Genomic DNA, 15,866 nt, shown 5'->3' with positions numbered 1-15,866 from the left:
GGTGTCGCGAAAGCCACTTTCGCAACCATCAACGTTGCGAAAGTGGCTTTCGCAACGTCAACGGTCTGCCGAGGCCGCGCTGGCGGACATGGTCGCCTTCAACGGCGCGCCGATCCGCTGCTTCGCCTGACACGCTCCTGCTGCCACTGTTGCCGTTTCGCCGCTCGGGTGTTCCCAATGTCGCATTCGGGACGCTGACTGTCTCTAATGCGACATTGGGAACACCCGAACCCAGCGTGCCGCCGCAAGCGCCGCGTGAGCCGAGTTGTCCACAGGCAGGCCGGGTTGGTGGTTGGCTGCGCGACAAGAACGCCGACGGGCCCACGAACGCACCGCCCTGAAGTGTCCCTTGTGGACGAAAAGGTCGCTTATCCTTCAACAGTCCGGTCCCGGCCGGACAGGGCGGACGCGATCAGCGCGACAGCCGGATCGGCGTCCCCGGCGAGCCGCTCCAGCAGGCCGCCCGCCTTGGCCCCCGGAATCTCCGCCAGGGCCTGGACCACGCGGATCCGGACCGCGGAATCGTCGGTGAGCGCGTCGGTCAAAGCGGCCACGATCCGTTCCTCCGACCGGGGGTTCTCCGCCAGCGCGCCCAGGACCTCCGCGGCTTCGACGTCGTTCGTGCCGTCGACGATCATGCGGACCAGGACGGGGATGGCCGCGGTCGTGCCTCTCCCGCCCAGGGCGAGTGCGGCGGGCCCGCGCACCCTCGCGTCGGTGTCCCCAAGCGCCTCCGTGAGCGCCTTGTCCGCTTCGTCGCCGGTGATCTCGGCCAGCGCCAGCACCGCGCGCTGCCGGACGTCGGCGTCGTCCGCGCGCAGCCCCGCCGCCACCTCGGCCACCCCCTCGCCGCCCGCCCGCGCGAGAGCCCAGCGCAGGGCTCCGGCGACGTTCGGGTCGGCCTCGGTCAGGATCGCGCCGGCGATCCGGTCGGCGGGAACCGGCAGGTCTTCGGCCGGATTCAGGACGGCCTGCTGGCGACGTGCCGCGTGAGGCGAAGTGAGCCCTCGCAGGAGTTCCACGATGCGGAGGGCGTCCTGCCAGTCCGATGGCGCGGACGCGTCGACCGTGCGCAGCCGCGCGAGCAGCTCCTGTTCCCGGTTCAGCCGGTCTTCCGCCTGGCGGATGAGGTCGCCGACCAGCGTCGACGGCGTGAAGGTCGGGTCCTCCAGCGCGCGCGAGATCTGGCGCAGCGACAATCCCAGCGAGCGCAGGCTCTCCACGTGGAAGATCCGGCGGATGTCCTCGTCCTGGTACTCCCGGTAGCCGCCGACGGTGCGTCCCGTCGGCCGCACCAGCCCGAGGGAGTCGTAGTGGCGCAGCATCCGGGAGCTCACTCCCGAACGCCGCGCCACCTCGCCGATCAGCACGCCGATCCTCCGGCCTGCGGGCCGAGCGCCACGATCCGTTTCGCCTCGTCCGCGGTCACGTCGAAACCCGCTTCCGGGTCGCGGCGGAGCCGCTCCGTGGCGAAGGCGTGCGCGCGCACCGCGTCGTCGCGGCTCTCCGAGGCCTTCCGCAGGGCAGGCTCGCAGGCATCCCCGAGCGCGACGAGCGCCCGGCTGAGGCTCAGCCGCCTGTTCCGGTCACCTCGGCCGAGCTCGATGGCCAGTTCCGCGGCCAGCCCGGCCCGTGCGCCGTCCGGCACGAGGATGACGGCCGCACGCCAGGCGCTCCGCGCGACCTCGTCGTCGGCGTCGTGCAACAAGGACTCGGTGATCGCGGGCCAGGCGGTGCGGTCCCCGATCTTCGACAGGGTGTGCAGCGCCTGGCTCCGCGCCTGTGCCCGCTCGGACCGGAGCTCCACCAGGAGCTTGGGCACCGTGCTCGCCGGCGGGAGCCGGGTCAGCGCCCAGGTGAGCATGTCGCGGACGAAGAAGTCGGGCTCGACCGCGCAGCGCGCGACGAGGGCGTCGGTGAAGCGGGGGTCGGGCCGGGTGCCTGCGGCCATGGCGGCCTTGAGCCGCGTCGACGAGTCCTCGGCGCCGAGCGCGTCGAGCAGCGGTGTGTCCGTGGTCGGGTTCATGGGAACCACCTCCTGCGCTTCAGTGAAGACCTTGTCACGATGTCAAGGTCAACCCCGGAGCGCCGGAACCCGGCGTGTCGGCCTCGGTGCCTGTTGGCGAACCCGCGTCCGCGATCGACGTCGCGAGGCACGTCGCAGCTCCGCCGACAGGCTCTCAGCGCAGCTTGTCGACCTCGGCGATCCGCTCCCAGCGGGCACCGAGCGCGTTGAGCAACGCCGCCATGTCGACGTCGTCGTCGCCGTCGAGGAGCGCCTTGTCCAGGCGGCGGGCGCGGCGGTTCACCTGGCTCAGGACCGACTTGCCTTCGTCGGTGAGCGAAAGCAGTTTGCGGCGCGCGTCGTGCGGGGATTCGACGCGCTGGATGAGACCCCGCCGTTCGAGCCTGCGGCACAGGTCGGCCATCGTCGAGGTGTCGAGCGCGACGGCGCCCGCGAGGGAACTCTGGTCGCTGCCGGGATAGGCGCGGACCGCCGACAGGACCGCGAACTGTGGGCCGGTCAGCACCGGATCCACATGGCGGTTCCACGCGGCGAGGTACGCCTGGTACAGCCTGCGCGCGCCGTAGCCGGGAGCCGCCAGCAGGTCCGACGGCGTCGCGGGAGCGACGGCCGGCGTGTCGTCCCTGCGCCGGCCCGTGCGCGCCGATTCACCCATCGTTGCTCCTTGTCGGCTCCAACCCGCTGCCCGGGCCCCCGCGGTGATCCTACGTGTCCGGACGGTCGCTCACCGGCAGGCCGCCGAGATCTGTCCGCGGTCACCTCTTGCGTATCCGGATAGTACGTGTTCGTATGAAGACCGGTCTTCCGTACCCGGATAGTACGTGCTCGGATCAATATGGAGGTGGTCGGCGATGGACCGGAACCTGTTCAACGACATCTGTTTGCGCCAGTTGACGTTCTCGGGGGTGCACGAGGGCGAGACCGTGGTGGTGCTGACCCGCGGCGGTGAACGGGCGGAGTACGCCGACGCCTTCCTGTGGGCCGCCCAGCAGCTGGGTGCCTCGGCGTACCACATGCGGCTGCCGTCGCCGGTCAGCGCCGCGGGCGCGTGGGCGGTCGGCGACTCGGGACTCGGGAACATCCCGCTGGCGGTCGAGGCGCTGAAGAGCGTGGACATGGTGGTCGACTGCACGTTCCTGTTGTTCAGCAAGGAACAGTTCGCCATCCAGGACGCGGGCACCCGGATCCTCACCGCCGTCGAACCGCCCGAGCTGCTGGCCAGGCTCATGCCGACGAAGGAACTGCGCGAGCGGGTGGAGATCGGCGCGGAACTCCTCGCCAAGGCGGGCACGATGCGGATCACCAGCCCGGCGGGCACCGACGTCACCTATCAGCTCGGCGTGTACCCGACGCTGTCCGAATACGGCTACACCGACACCCCCGGCCGCTGGGACCACTGGCCGGCGGCGTTCGTGTTCACCGGCGGGGCCGACGACGGCGTCGACGGGAAGATCGTGCTGTCGCCGGGGGATGTACTGCTGCCGTTCAACACCTACGTACAGACGCCGGTGGAGATCACCATCGAGCAGGGGTTCATCCGGGACATCCGCGGTGGCGCCGGATCGTCCGGACTGGACGCGGATCTGCTGCGCTCGTACATCGAGAGTTTCGACGATCCGCGCGGCTACGGGATGAGTCACGTGGGCTGGGGGCTCGACGAACGCGCCCACTGGCACGGCCTGACCCAGTTCCCCGGCGGGATGGGCATGGAACTGCGGAGTTTCTACGGCAACGTCATGTTCTCCATCGGCCCCAACAACGAGCTCGGCGGCCCGAACGACACGCCTTGCCACTTCGACATCCCGATGCGCGGCAATTCCCTGTACCTGGACGACGAACTGATCGTCGACAACGGCGAGCTGACCGTCGCCGAGATGCGTCCGGCGGCCCGCCGATGAGCGACCACCACATCGGGATGATCGTCCCCAGCTCGAACCTCACCATGGAGACCGAGCTGCCACGCATGCTGCGCGCCAGGGAGGAGGCCGAGCCGGGGGACCGGTTCGTCTTCCACTCCGCGCGGGCCAGGATGCGGCACGTCGAACCCGAACAGCTGCGGGCGATGAACGCCCAGGCCGGGCGCGCGGCGGCCGAACTCGCCGACGCCAAGCCCGACGTGGTCGCCACCGCGTGCCTGGTGGCGATCATGGCCCAGGGCCCCGGTTATCACTGCACCGCCGAGGACGACATCACGCGCGTGCTGCGCGAAGAGGGCTGCGAGTCGCCGGTCGTTTCCAGCGCCGGTGCGCTGTTGTCCGGGCTCAGCGCGCTCGGTGCCCGCAAGGTCGCGATCATCACGCCGTACATGAAGCCGTTGACCAAGGCGGTGGCGGACTACATCGAGGACGCCGGGTTCGAGGTCGCGGACGCGCTTTCCCTCGAGGTCTCCGACAATCTCGCCGTCGCCCGGCTCGACCCGGCGGGGCTGCGGGAGCATCACCGGAAACTGAATCTGTCCGATGTGGACGCACTCGTACTCTCCGCCTGTGTCCAGATGCCTTCGCTGCCCGCGATCCAGCCGGTGGAGGACGAGATCGGGATCCCCGTCCTGTCCGCGGCGACGGCCACGACGTTCCGGATCCTGTCGGAACTCGGCGTGGAGCCGTGGGTGCCCGGCGCGGGGAGCTTGCTCAAGGGCGCGAAAGCCATGACGAAGACGGGAGGCGGCCATGGCCGCGAGTCAGTCGTTTGAGGTCGTTGTCGTCGGCGGCGGGCTCGGTGGGCTCTGTGCCGCGTTGTCCCTGCGGCAACGAGGTCTGCGCGTCACCGTGGTCGAGGCCGCCCCTGCGCTGGGCGAGATCGGCGCGGGGATCCAGACCGCGCCGAACGCCAGCCGGATCCTCATCGGGCTCGGCCTGCGCGCCCGGCTCGAGCGGGTGCGGACCGAGCCGCAGGACCAGGTGCGCCGTCGCTGGGCCGACGGGAGCATCATCGCCCAGCTGGAGCTCGGCAGGCGCGTGACCGACCAGTACGGCGCGCCCTATTGGCACTATCACCGCGCCGACCTGCACGGAGTCCTGCTGGACGCCTGCCTCGATCCGGACGTCCCCGGTCCGGTGGTGCGGGTGGCGACCGGCGCGCGGGTGGTCGACCTCGACCGGTCGGCGCCGGACCGGCCGACCGTGATCACCGCCGACGGACGCCGGTTCACCGGTGACATCGTGGTCGGAGCGGACGGCATCCGGTCTTCGGTGCGCGACCTCGCCGGGTTCGACGACACCCTCGCGTTCTCCGGCGAGATGGCTTACCGCGCCCTGATCTCCGGCGATCTCATCGCGCAGGACCCCGCCACCCGGTTCCTCGTCGACCGGTACCACTCCACGATCTGGTACGGCCCCAACAAACACCTGGTGCACTACATGATCCGCGGCGGGGAGTACCTCAACGTGGTCGCGATCGTGCCGTGCACCGAAGCGGTCGCCAAGGACTGGAGCGGCCCGGCCACCGCCGCCGAACTCGCCGCCGAGTACCACGACTGGGACGATCGGGTTCCGACGATGCTGGCGAAGGCGAAGGACGAGGACGTCTCGGTGTGGGCGATGTACCGCCGCCGCCGTGACCCGGTCTGGGTCGACGGCCGGGTCGCCCTGCTCGGCGACGCGTGCCACGCGATGCTGCCGTACCAGGCGCAAGGCGCGTCCCAGGCGATGGAAGACGCCGCGGTGCTGGCCGAGGAGCTGGGGCGGGTCACCCGCGACGGGATCGACGGAGCCTTGGTCCGCTACGTGGACCGGCGTGCCAAGCACGCGGGCATGGTCCAGGACGCTTCGCTGCAGAACATGGACTTCTACCATCTGCCCGACGGTCCCGAGCAGCGCGAACGGGACGAGAAGCTGCGGCGCTTCGACGGCGAATCCGACGTGTCCTACGACTGGCTGTGGAACGGCAGCCCGCTCACCGACCCCGACACCGAGTCCATCCACTACCAGTTCGCCCGCTGAGGCGCGCTGGCCGGCAATCGCATCGGAGTGGTTCATGCGTACTGGTGATCAGATCGTCCAGGACCTGCCCTGGCGTTGGAGCGTGCAGGGAAAGATCTTCCTCATCGGCGGGCTGGGCTACATGTTCGATGCCTGGGACGTCGCGCTGAACGGATTCCTCACCCCGCTGGTCGGGACGGAATTCGGGTTGTCCGCCGGCGGGAAGGGCCTGGTGGCCACCGCGAACCTGATCGGCATGGCCGTCGGCGCGGTCGTCTGGGGCACGATCGCAGACCGGATCGGCCGGAAGCGGGCGTTCAGTGTCACGCTGCTGCTGTTCGCGCTGTTCTCCGTGCTCGGGGCGTTCGCGCCGAACGTCGAGACGTTCCTGGCCCTGCGTTTCCTGGCGGGGATCGGACTCGGCGGCTGTATCCCGGTCGATTACGCGATCGTCAGCGAGTTCTCCCCGCGTAAACATCGAGGCCGGGTCCTGTCCGCGATGGACGGCTGGTGGCCGATCGGGACCACGCTGGCCGCCGTCACCGCGACCCTGCTGCTCCCGGTCGAGGGGAACTGGCGCTGGATGCTGGTGCTGATGATCCTGCCGGCGCTGCTGCTGTTCTGGGTGCGGCGTGGGGTCCCGGAATCGCCGCTGTACCTGGTGCGCAAGGGCCGTGAGGCGGAGGCGCGGGCCGTGATCGACGACCTCGTGCGCCGCACGGGCGCGACACCGGAGCCGTACACGGTCCCGCCCGCGGTGGTCGAGGACACCCGCGGTGGCGCGGTCGCGGCCGCGTTCGACCAGTTGCGCCGGGTGTGGGCGTTCAACCCGCGCATCACGGCGGTCGCGTGGTCGCTGTTCATCAGCGTCATGCTGGTCTACTACGCCGCGCTCAGCTGGATGCCGTCGATCCTGCGGGCTCAGGGATTCGGTGAGATCGCCGCCTTCGCGTCGACCGCGCTCATGAACGCGACCGGCATCGTCGGTGTCGCGGTGGCCGTGCTCCTGGTCGACAAGGTCGGCCGCAAGCGGATCATCATGGTCGCCGGTCCGCTCACCGCGCTGTCGCTGGTGGTGTTCTCCCTGCTGCTCGACACGCCTGCCGCGGCGGTCGTGGCGATCGGCGCGTTCGGCCTGTTCGCGCTGGTGGTCATCCCGGTGATGTACGCCTACGTGTCCGAGCTGTACCCGACGGAACTCCGGGCCTCGGGGTTCGGCTGGGCGTCGTCGTCGAGCCGGGCGATCACCGGTTTCGCGCCCCTGCTGTTCGGCAGTGTGCTGTGGCCGGTGCTCGGGTTGCCCCTCACCTTCGCCGTGCTGGGTGTGCTCGTGGTGGCCGCGGTCCTGTTCATGAAGGTGGGCGCGCCGGAGACCCGCGGCCGCGAACTCGACCGGATCGTCGACCCGGCCGGGCCATCCGCCGAAACCAGGTCGGCTCTGTGAAGCCCGCCGCGTTCCGGTACCACCGGGCCCACGACGTCACCGACGCCGTCGGCCTGCTCGGCGAGCTCGCCGCGGCGGGCGAGGACCCGAAGCTCATCGCGGGCGGGCAGAGCCTGATGCCGATGATGAACTTCCGGCTCGCCCGGCCGACGGCGCTGGTGGATCTGGGCCCCCTGCGGCGGGAACCGGCGCTGAACTCGTTCCGGCGTAACGGTTCCAGCCTCACGATCGGCGCGCTGGTCACCCATCGGGCGGTCGAGGTGGCCGAGTTCGGGCCGGATTTCGACGTGCTGTCCCGCGCGATGCGGTGGGTGGGGCATCTGCCGATCCGGTCCCGCGGAACGGTGGCGGGCAGTGTCGTCCACGGTGACGCGACCGCGGAATGGTGCCTGCTCGCCCTGTTGCTCGACGCGGTGATCGTCGCCGAAGGTCCGCGCGGGCCCAGGGAGATCCCGGCCGAGGAGATGTTCCACGGCTTCTACACCACGGCCGTGGAACCCGACGAGGTCGTGACCGCGGTGCGCTTCACCCGTCCGTCGCCCCGGGCCGCGCTGACCGAGTTCGCCCGCCGTCACGGTGATTTCGCGATCGTCGACGCCGCGGTGAGCATCGACGCGGAGCACGGGGGCAGGGTCGTGCTCGGCGGTGTGGCCCCAGCGCCCGTCCGGGTGCCCGAGGCCGAGGCGCTGCTCGACGGCGGCGTCCCGGGACCGGAGCTGTTCGCCGAGTGCGGGGAGGCCGCCGCGGCGGCCATCGATCCGCCCGACGACGCGGCGGGTAGCGCCGCCTACCGACGGCGGCTGGCGCGCACCCTCGTCACCCGGGCGCTGCACGAGGCCTGGGAGAAAGGAGAAACGCGATGACTCCGCGGTTCGACGGGCGTGACGGCCGCTGGGTCGGCGCGTCCGTGCCCCGGCGCGAAGACCCCCGGTTCCTCACCGGCCGGGGCCGCTTCGTCGACGACATCCAACTGCCAGGAATGCTGCACGCGGCCTTCGTGCGATCGACGGTCGCGCACGGCACGATCACCGGGATCGATCTGTCGGCCACCTTGGCGGTCGACGGCGTTGTCGCCGCTTACACGGCATCCGACCTCGATCTCGGTGACATCGTCGCCCTCCTCGACCGTCCGCCCGAGGAGTTCTCGCCGACCGCGATGCCGATCCTCGCCAGGGAGAAGGTGCGGTTCACCGGCGAACCGGTGGCGCTGGTCGTCGCGCGCGATCCGTACAGCGCCGAGGACGGCGTCGAAGCCGCGGTGGTGGACTACGAGCCGCTCGGCGCGATCGTGTCGGAGGAGTCGGCGTTCGCCGCGGACGCGCCGCTCGTCCACGACGAGGCGCCGGGCAACGTGCTGGTCGACGTGTCGATGTTCGACACACCCGGTGTCGACGCGGCGTTCGAGGCCGCCCGCGCGGGCGGCGGCCGCGTCGTCGAGGTCGTCACGAAGAGCGGACGGCAGAACGCGCTCCCACTCGAAACGCGGGGAGTGGTCGCCTCCTGGGACGACCATGACGACCAGTTGCTCGTCCAGATGTGCACGCAGGTGCCGCATCAGGTGCGCACGGCGATGGCCCGTTCGCTGCGGGTCCCCGAACGCACCGTGCGCGTCACCGTCCCGGACATGGGCGGGGGTTTCGGGCAGAAATGCGTCGTCGGCCGTGAGGAGATCGCGGTCGCGGCGGCGGCCCGGCGGCTGAACCGGCCGGTGAAGTGGATCGAAGACCGCCGTGAGGCGCTCACGGCCGGATTCCTTGCCAGGGAACAGCGTTACCGCACGCTGGCGGCGTTCGACGAGGACGGGCGGATCACCGCGCTGGACGTCGACGTGGTCTGCGACATGGGCGCGTACTCCTGTTACCCGTTCACGGCGGGGATCGAGCCGCTGATGGCGTCGGCCGAGATGCCGAGCGTGTACCAGGTGCCCGAGTACCGCGTCCGTGCCCGCGCCATCGCGAGCAACAAGGCACCGACGGCGCCCTACCGCGGGGTCAGCCGTCCGCAGTACGTGATGGCGATCGAACGGGTGATGGAACGCGCGGCCAGGGAACTCGGCCTTGACCCGGTCGAGATCCGGCGGCGCAACGTGATCACGCAATTCCCGTACACCGGCGTCAACGCCATCACCTACGACCCCGGCACCTACCGCGAATCGCTCGAACTCGCCGAAGCGGCGATCCGGGACGAGGGCTGGTACGAGTTCCGGGACCGTGCCGCCGCCGAGGGCAGGCATATCGGCATCGGCTACTGCTGCTTCTCCGAGCGGACCGGATACGGCTCGGGCGCCTTCGCCAAGCGGAAGATGGCGGTGGTCCCCGGTTTCGACATCTCCGAGATCCGGATGGACACCACCGGCTCCGTCGTGGTCACCAGCGGCACCATGAACCACGGCCAGTCCCACGAGACGACGCTGGCGCAGATCGTGGCCGACCGGCTGGGGCTGCACCTCGACCAGGTCAAGCTCCGCCAGGGCGACACCGAGCGTATCGCCTACGGGTGGGGGACTTTCGCGTCCCGCTCGGTGACGATCGGCGGCTCGGCGGTGTCACTCGCGGCAGACAAGCTCGGCGAACTGTTGTGCAGGATCGCCGCGCACCTGCTGGAAACGAGTCCCGACAACGTCCGCCTTGACGGCGACGGAGGTGTCGTCCAGATCGACGATCCGGAGCGGCGCGCGTCGTTCGAGGAGATCGCCGACGTGGCCTACCTGCGCAGTCACCTGCTGCCCAAGGACGTCGAACCGACGTTGACGGCCACGGCGAGTTTCGACGTGCCCGGCGACGGCACCTTCTCCAACGCCACGCACGCCGTGGTCGTCGAGGCCGATCCGGGCACCGGCCAGATCAAGATCCTGCGCTATGCGTGCGTGGAGGACTGCGGCGTGGTGATCCATCCGCAGGTCGTCGACGGCCAGTGCCGTGGCGGGATCGCGCAGGGCATCGCCGGCGCGCTGTTCGAGGAGGTCACCTACGCGGGCAACGGGGAACCGTCGGCCGCGAGCTTCATCGACTACCTCGTCCCGACCGCGACGGAGATCCCCGACATCACCGTCACCCACCTCGAAACCCCTTGCGCCTTCACGGAAAACGGTGCGAAGGGCGCGGGGGAGGGCGGCACCATCGGCGCGCCGGCCGCGGTGCTGAACGCGATCAACGACGCGCTGCGCCGCACCGGGGTCGAACTCGACACGACCCCGGTCCATCCGCAGACCGTGCTCGCCGCGCTCGACGCGGAGATCCACCAGGAAGTGAGCGTCCCATCATGAGCGACCGGCACCTGATCGTCCTGAACGTCAACGGCGAGGCGCACGAGGCCCTCGTCGAACCGCGCAAGACCCTGCTCGACGTCCTGCGCCACGACCTCGGGCTCACCGGCACCCACGTCGGCTGCGAGCACGGCGTGTGCGGCGCGTGCACCGTTCTCGTCGACGAGGAACCGGTGCGGGCGTGCCTGATGTTCGCCGTCCAGGCGGAGTCGGCCGAGATCCGCACGGTCGAATCGCTGGGACGCGACGGTGAACTTTCCGATCTGCAGCGGTCTTTCAGCGAGCACCACGGCCTGCAGTGCGGGTTCTGCACGCCCGGGTTCCTCATGCTGGCCGAGGGATTCCTCGCCCAGCGGCCGGACGCGGGGCGCGAGGAGATCCGGGAGGCCGTCTCGGCGAACCTGTGCCGCTGCACCGGTTACCAGACCATCGTGGACGCGATCGAGGCGACCGCGACCCGCCGATGCCACGCCCAGCAGAAGGAGGCGACAGCGTGATCCTGGAAAACCAGCTGTCCGTACCGGCCGGACCCGACGAGGTCTTCGCGTTGATCAACGACGTCGAGCGGGTGGCCGGTTGCCTGCCGGGCGCGACCCTCGACGGGCGGCAGGACGACGCCTACCTCGGCCGCGTCAAGGTCAAGGTCGGCCCGATCACCGCCGCCTACTCGGGCACCGTGCGGTTCACCGACGTCACCGCCGCCGACCGCAGCCTGCGGCTGGTGGCCAGGGGAGCGGACGCCCATGGCAACGGCGACGCCGAGGCCGACGTGACGCTGACCGTGCGCGAGGCACCCGGCGGCGCCACCATCGAGCTGCGCACCGATCTCTCGATCCGCGGCAAGCTCGCCCAGTTCGGCAAGGGCGCGATCGGCGCCGTCTCCACCCGGCTGCTCGACCAGTTCGCCCGCAATCTCGCGGACCAGCTGGAAGGAGGTCCCGCGCCGGTGGCGAAACCCGCTCCGGCCGACGGCGGCGAAGCCCTCGACGGTCTCGCGATGCTGGTGCCCGACAACGTCAAACGCTACGGCGTGATCGCGGCCGCCGCGGCCCTCGGGTTGTTCCAGGGCTGGTTGCTGGGCCGGATCCGTACTCAGGACAAACTGATCAAGGAGTTGCAGCGTGCCCGTCGATGAAGGCCTCGACAGCGTGTACGACCGAGCCGGTTTCGGCGCGAGCGTGCCGCGCGGATCGCGCCCGGCCCTGGTCGTGGTCGACCTGACCCGCGGGTTCACCGAGCCCGGTTTCCCGTCTGGGGCAGACCTCACCGCCGAAGTGACCGCGACCGCCGCTCTCGTCGCCGAGGCGCGTCGGCAGGACATCCCGGTGATCTACACCGCGATCAGCTACACACCCGCCGAAGCCGACGGTGACGGCGTCGCGTGGCTTCGGAAAGCGCCAGGGATGCGGGCGCTGCGGGAAGGAAGCGAGGCGATCGCCCTCGACCCACGGCTCGAACGGCGTGAAGGCGACCATTTGATCCTGAAGAAGGGCGCGTCGGCGTTCAACGGGACCTCGCTGGCCGCGCTCCTGACGAGTCTGGGCACGGACACCGTCGTCGTCTGCGGCGCGACGACTTCGGGATGCGTCCGCGCGACCGCGGTCGATGCCGTCCAGTCGGGCTTCAACACGCTGGTCGTCCGGGAAGCCTGCGGTGACCGCGCTCAGGGACCGCACGACGCCGCTTTGTTCGACCTGCAGGCGAAATACGCGGACGTCGTCGACCTTGACGATGCGTTGGCGTACCTCGCGGAACAGGATCACCGCACGCTCGGTCAACCCGCGTTGGCGGATCTCGGCGACGTTCCGGCGACCAGCCGGTGGGTACGCTCGGGGCCGGTCCGGCTGCACGTGCTCGACTACGGGCCGTCCGACGGAGTCCCGGTACTCGTGCTGCCGGGGATCACCAGCCCGGCGGTCACGATGGACTTCGTCGCGCGGGAGCTCACGGACCTCGTGCGCCCGCTCGTGCTCGACGTCCGCGGGCGCGGGCTGTCCGATGACGCGCCGGACTACGACCTGGCGAGCTACGCCGCGGACGTCGAGGCGGTCGTGGACGGACTCGGGCTGCGCGATCCGATCCTGTTCGGACACTCCATGGGCGCGCGGATCGCCGCACGGGCCGCCACCGGCCGGCCGTACCGGGGCACGGTGCTGGCCGACCCGCCGCTGAGCGGCCCCGGACGGGCGCCGTACCCCACCACCCTCGACGCCTTCCTCGGGCAACTCGCCCAGGCCCGCCGGGGCACCGACGCCGACGAGGTCGCCCGGTCCTGGCCGCGATGGCCGCGCCGGGAACAGGAACTGCGTGCTCGCTGGCTTTCTTCGTGCTCCCGTTCCGCGATCGCCGCGACCCACGCCGGTTTCGAATCGGAGGACTTCTTCGACGACTGGCCGAAGGTGCCCGCGCCGACCTACTTCCTGTACGGCGGCGCGAGTCCTGTCGTCACCGCCGACGGGGCGGCCGAGGCCGCCGAGCGCAATCCGTCGGCGGAACTCGTCGAGATCCCGGGGGCCGGGCACATGATCTTCTGGGATGAGCCCGAGGCCGCCCTCGGCGCTTTGCGGGACGCTTTGCGAAAACTGTTGTGAGGGGGTTGCGAAAGCCACTTTCGCAACGGGACGGTGCGCGGTCCCGTTGGTCGTGAGTGGCGGTTCGGGTTCTAGCCGAGGGTGTCTTAGGTACCTACTGGCTTCCGGCCGCCGTTGCCCCCGGGCCCGGTCTGTGGGGGCCTGGGGGCTGGAGCCGGTGTCGCGAAAGCCACTTTCGGGACACCAGACGTCTCGAAAGTGGCTTTCGCAACCCCCGGTCAAGCCCAGTACCCGGCGGTACCGAGTGGGTCTGGTCTCGTGAGTGGCGATTCGGGTTCTAAGCCGAATCGCCACTCACGACCAACGGGACCGGCAGTTTCTCCGACCGACGGTGTCCGTGAAGGCCTCCTTGCCTACCCTGACACCGTGAAGGGGCCCTTCACGGATGTCAGCGTTGGTCGTGAGTGGCTCCCCGGCCGAGACGTGTCGCGAAAGCCACTTTCGCGACGTCTGATGTCTCGAAAGTGGCTTTCGCGACATGGTCGCCACGCGGTCGCGAGCCAAGCCTCACGCCGCATGGGCCAGCGTCAGCGCACCACCCGCCGCCGAAAGCACCAGAACGGACCAGCGGACGGAGCGTTCGCCGACCCGGCGGCTCAGCGCCCGTCCCAGCAGATCACCGGCGAGCGCCGCACCCGCCACCGCGACGAGGACGCTCGCGGGCACCTCCACCCAGCCGAGGCTGGGCAGTGCCACCAGGCCGAGCAGGAAGAAGTAGATCGACAGCGTCCCGCGAGTCTCGTCCGCGCCCCAGCCCGCACTCGCCCCGTACACCGCCACGGCCGGACCGGACAGCCCGGCGACGGAGTTCATCGCCGCGCTCAGCACGCCCGCACCGACGGCGCCCGTCTTACCCGCGAGCCGTCTGCTGGTGATGCCGCTCGCCAGGATGCCGACCGCGACGACACAGCAGCCGCCCGCGGCGAGCAGCAGCGGCCGCGCGGGAACGCCGCGCACCACGAACGCGACGACCGGGGTGAAGACCACCGCGGGCACCGTCAGCCACGCGACCTGCTTCCACCTGATCGCCCGCCAATGGGTGATCGCGACCGCCAGGTAGACCGGGAAGCCGAGCAGCAGGGTGAGCCGGACGGCGTCGAGCGGGCCCAGTGCCAGCGCGAGAAACGGTACGCACAGCAGGGAAAGCCCCATACCTGACAAACGCTGGGCGACGACCCCGGCCGCCGCCGCGAGCGAGGTCATGGCCAGGGTTCCCACCGGTCCATTGTGGAGCCGGTGCCCGAACACCGGTAGCCGGTATCCGGCGAGGACGTCATAGCTCATCGCTATGACAGGACGTCACTTTCCTTTGGTGAGTAAACCCGCCAAGGAGGCCTTCCCGCGAACTGGACCTGTCGATCGCGCGGGTTCTGGCACTTCTGGCCGTTCCAGCCGTGCCGCACGCTCAGCGTCATTGCCTTTGGAACAGACGGGAGCGTGAGATGAAGATCGGTGTCCCTCGTGAAGTCAAGAACCACGAGTACCGGGTCGCGGTAACGCCCGCGGGCGTGCACGAATTCACTTCGGCCGGGCACGAGGTGTTCGTCGAGCGCGGAGCAGGCGAAGGGTCCTCCGTGCGCGACGAGGACTACGCCGCGGCCGGCGCGAAGGTGCTCGACAGCGCCGACGACGTCTGGGCGACCGGAGACCTCGTGCTCAAGGTCAAGGAGCCGATCGCGGAGGAGTACCACCGCCTGCGCCGCGACCAGCTGCTGTTCACGTACCTGCACCTCGCCGCGAGCGAGCCCTGCACGCGGGCGCTGCTGGACGCGGGCACGACGTCGGTGGCCTACGAGACCGTGCAACTGCCGAACGGTTCGCTGCCCCTGCTGTTCCCGATGAGCGAGGTCGCCGGACGGCTGGCCCCGCAGGTCGGCGCGCAGACGCTGATGCGTGCCAACGGCGGGCGGGGTGTGCTCATCGGCGGCGTCTCCGGCGTCGCCCCGGCGCGGGTGGTAGTCCTCGGCGCCGGCGTCGCGGGCATGAACGCGGTCGCCGGCGCGGCCGGGACCTGGGCCGACGTCGTCCTGTTCGACAAGAACGTCGACAAGCTCCGTGCCGCCGACCGGATGTACCAGGGCCGGATCCGCACGGCCGCGGCCAACGCGTACTCGATCGAGGAGGCCGTACTCGAAGCCGACCTCGTGATCGGCGCGGTGCTCGTGCCGGGAGCCAAGGCGCCGAGCCTGGTGTCGAACGAGCTCGTCTCCCGGATGAAGCCGGGCAGCGTGCTCGTCGACATCTCCGTCGACCAGGGCGGCTGCTTCGAGGACACGCGGCCGACGACGCACGCGGAACCGACGTTCACCGTGCACAACTCGGTGTTCTACTGCGTCGCCAACATGCCCGGCGCCGTGCCACACACCTCGACGTACGCGCTGACGAACGTCACGCTGCCGTACGCGCTGGAGCTGGCGAACAACGGTCTCTCCGGCGCCCTCGCGCGATGCCCGGAGCTGCGCGGCGGGGTCAGCACGGTGGACGGGCGGCTGACGTCCGCGCCGGTCGGTGAGGCGCTCGGGATCGACTCGGTCGCGCTGGACGACGTGCTCGGTTAGGTGGTGCGGGCCGGGATCTGGAGCTAGGTTCAGATCCCGGTCCCGTCGCCGAGAGGGAGGTG

14 protein-coding genes are annotated in these 15,866 nt (G+C 70.3%); 10 read left to right on the top strand and 4 right to left on the bottom strand.

The genetic code is table 11. The features are described 5' to 3' along the window. Positions 1–368 precede the first annotated feature (368 nt). The 3 genes from ACZ1DY_RS25545 to ACZ1DY_RS25535 form a co-directional block, all read right to left on the bottom strand. Positions 369–1,370, bottom strand: coding sequence for a HEAT repeat domain-containing protein (locus tag ACZ1DY_RS25545; protein WP_465481104.1), 1,002 nt, complete (start codon positions 1,368–1,370; stop codon positions 369–371). Further along, on the bottom strand, positions 1,364–2,026 hold the full coding sequence (locus ACZ1DY_RS25540; protein WP_465481103.1) for a HEAT repeat domain-containing protein: 663 nt from the start codon (positions 2,024–2,026) through the stop codon (positions 1,364–1,366). The genes ACZ1DY_RS25545 and ACZ1DY_RS25540 overlap by 7 nt, the downstream gene beginning before the upstream one ends. A gap of 154 nt (positions 2,027–2,180) precedes the next feature. Next, on the bottom strand, positions 2,181–2,681 hold the full coding sequence (locus ACZ1DY_RS25535) for a MarR family winged helix-turn-helix transcriptional regulator (protein ID WP_126734265.1): 501 nt from the start codon (positions 2,679–2,681) through the stop codon (positions 2,181–2,183). Positions 2,682–2,877: 196 nt separating this feature from the next. Between ACZ1DY_RS25535 and ACZ1DY_RS25530 the strand changes: the two genes are divergently transcribed. From ACZ1DY_RS25530 to ACZ1DY_RS25490, 9 genes are read left to right on the top strand one after another with little or no spacing between them, the layout of a single operon-like run. Then, positions 2,878–3,924, top strand: coding sequence for a 2,5-dihydroxypyridine 5,6-dioxygenase NicX family protein (locus ACZ1DY_RS25530; RefSeq protein WP_016335108.1), 1,047 nt, complete (start codon positions 2,878–2,880; stop codon positions 3,922–3,924). Beyond that, entirely contained in the window at positions 3,921–4,718 is a 798-nt protein-coding gene (locus ACZ1DY_RS25525; protein WP_465481102.1) for a maleate cis-trans isomerase family protein, read from the top strand. The genes ACZ1DY_RS25530 and ACZ1DY_RS25525 overlap by 4 nt, the downstream gene beginning before the upstream one ends. Next, complete coding sequence (locus ACZ1DY_RS25520) at positions 4,696–5,967, top strand: FAD-dependent monooxygenase (protein WP_465481101.1); 1,272 nt, start codon at positions 4,696–4,698, stop codon at positions 5,965–5,967. Before ACZ1DY_RS25525 ends, ACZ1DY_RS25520 begins: the two co-directional genes overlap by 23 nt. A gap of 34 nt (positions 5,968–6,001) precedes the next feature. After that, entirely contained in the window at positions 6,002–7,390 is a 1,389-nt protein-coding gene (locus tag ACZ1DY_RS25515) for an MFS transporter (RefSeq protein WP_257486090.1), read from the top strand. Next, the gene (locus tag ACZ1DY_RS25510; protein ID WP_126734261.1) at positions 7,387–8,253 is read left to right on the top strand and encodes an FAD binding domain-containing protein; all 867 of its coding nucleotides are present in this window, start codon (positions 7,387–7,389) and stop codon (positions 8,251–8,253) included. Before ACZ1DY_RS25515 ends, ACZ1DY_RS25510 begins: the two co-directional genes overlap by 4 nt. Further along, on the top strand, positions 8,250–10,655 hold the full coding sequence (locus ACZ1DY_RS25505; protein ID WP_465481100.1) for a xanthine dehydrogenase family protein molybdopterin-binding subunit: 2,406 nt from the start codon (positions 8,250–8,252) through the stop codon (positions 10,653–10,655). Before ACZ1DY_RS25510 ends, ACZ1DY_RS25505 begins: the two co-directional genes overlap by 4 nt. Next, the gene (locus ACZ1DY_RS25500; protein WP_192741901.1) at positions 10,652–11,152 is read left to right on the top strand and encodes a (2Fe-2S)-binding protein; all 501 of its coding nucleotides are present in this window, start codon (positions 10,652–10,654) and stop codon (positions 11,150–11,152) included. The genes ACZ1DY_RS25505 and ACZ1DY_RS25500 overlap by 4 nt, the downstream gene beginning before the upstream one ends. Beyond that, positions 11,149–11,790, top strand: coding sequence for an SRPBCC family protein (locus ACZ1DY_RS25495; protein WP_257486092.1), 642 nt, complete (start codon positions 11,149–11,151; stop codon positions 11,788–11,790). Before ACZ1DY_RS25500 ends, ACZ1DY_RS25495 begins: the two co-directional genes overlap by 4 nt. After that, positions 11,777–13,246: an isochorismatase family protein gene (locus ACZ1DY_RS25490; RefSeq protein WP_465481099.1), complete on the top strand. Its 1,470-nt coding sequence runs from the start codon at positions 11,777–11,779 to the stop codon at positions 13,244–13,246. The genes ACZ1DY_RS25495 and ACZ1DY_RS25490 overlap by 14 nt, the downstream gene beginning before the upstream one ends. A 507-nt stretch (positions 13,247–13,753) precedes the next feature. On the opposite strand, the gene ACZ1DY_RS25485 is transcribed toward ACZ1DY_RS25490, so the two are convergent. After that, entirely contained in the window at positions 13,754–14,530 is a 777-nt protein-coding gene (locus ACZ1DY_RS25485) for a TSUP family transporter (RefSeq protein ID WP_465481098.1), read from the bottom strand. A gap of 158 nt (positions 14,531–14,688) precedes the next feature. Between ACZ1DY_RS25485 and ald the strand changes: the two genes are divergently transcribed. Then, positions 14,689–15,804, top strand: a complete 1,116-nt coding sequence (gene ald, locus ACZ1DY_RS25480; RefSeq protein ID WP_465481097.1) for an alanine dehydrogenase — start codon at positions 14,689–14,691, stop codon at positions 15,802–15,804. The last annotated feature ends 62 nt before the right edge of the window (positions 15,805–15,866 follow it).

The organism is Amycolatopsis sp. PSD-21, assembly GCF_055561455.1.
The sequence above is the reverse complement of the archived record's forward strand: the minus strand, read 5'-3'. Positions and strand labels throughout refer to the sequence as shown.

What these genes read in the sequence shown, in the direction of transcription:
- ACZ1DY_RS25540 (WP_465481103.1), bottom strand. Translation starts at nt 2,026, where the DNA reads ATGAACCCGACCACGGACACACCGCTGCTCGACGCGCTCGGCGCCGAG.
- ACZ1DY_RS25535 (WP_126734265.1), bottom strand. Translation starts at nt 2,681, where the DNA reads ATGGGTGAATCGGCGCGCACGGGCCGGCGCAGGGACGACACGCCGGCC.
- ACZ1DY_RS25530 (WP_016335108.1), top strand. Translation starts at nt 2,878, where the DNA reads ATGGACCGGAACCTGTTCAACGACATCTGTTTGCGCCAGTTGACGTTC.
- ACZ1DY_RS25525 (WP_465481102.1), top strand. Translation starts at nt 3,921, where the DNA reads ATGAGCGACCACCACATCGGGATGATCGTCCCCAGCTCGAACCTCACC.
- ACZ1DY_RS25520 (WP_465481101.1), top strand. Translation starts at nt 4,696, where the DNA reads ATGGCCGCGAGTCAGTCGTTTGAGGTCGTTGTCGTCGGCGGCGGGCTC.
- ACZ1DY_RS25515 (WP_257486090.1), top strand. Translation starts at nt 6,002, where the DNA reads ATGCGTACTGGTGATCAGATCGTCCAGGACCTGCCCTGGCGTTGGAGC.
- ACZ1DY_RS25505 (WP_465481100.1), top strand. Translation starts at nt 8,250, where the DNA reads ATGACTCCGCGGTTCGACGGGCGTGACGGCCGCTGGGTCGGCGCGTCC.
- ACZ1DY_RS25500 (WP_192741901.1), top strand. Translation starts at nt 10,652, where the DNA reads ATGAGCGACCGGCACCTGATCGTCCTGAACGTCAACGGCGAGGCGCAC.
- ACZ1DY_RS25485 (WP_465481098.1), bottom strand. Translation starts at nt 14,530, where the DNA reads ATGAGCTATGACGTCCTCGCCGGATACCGGCTACCGGTGTTCGGGCAC.
- ald (WP_465481097.1), top strand. Translation starts at nt 14,689, where the DNA reads ATGAAGATCGGTGTCCCTCGTGAAGTCAAGAACCACGAGTACCGGGTC.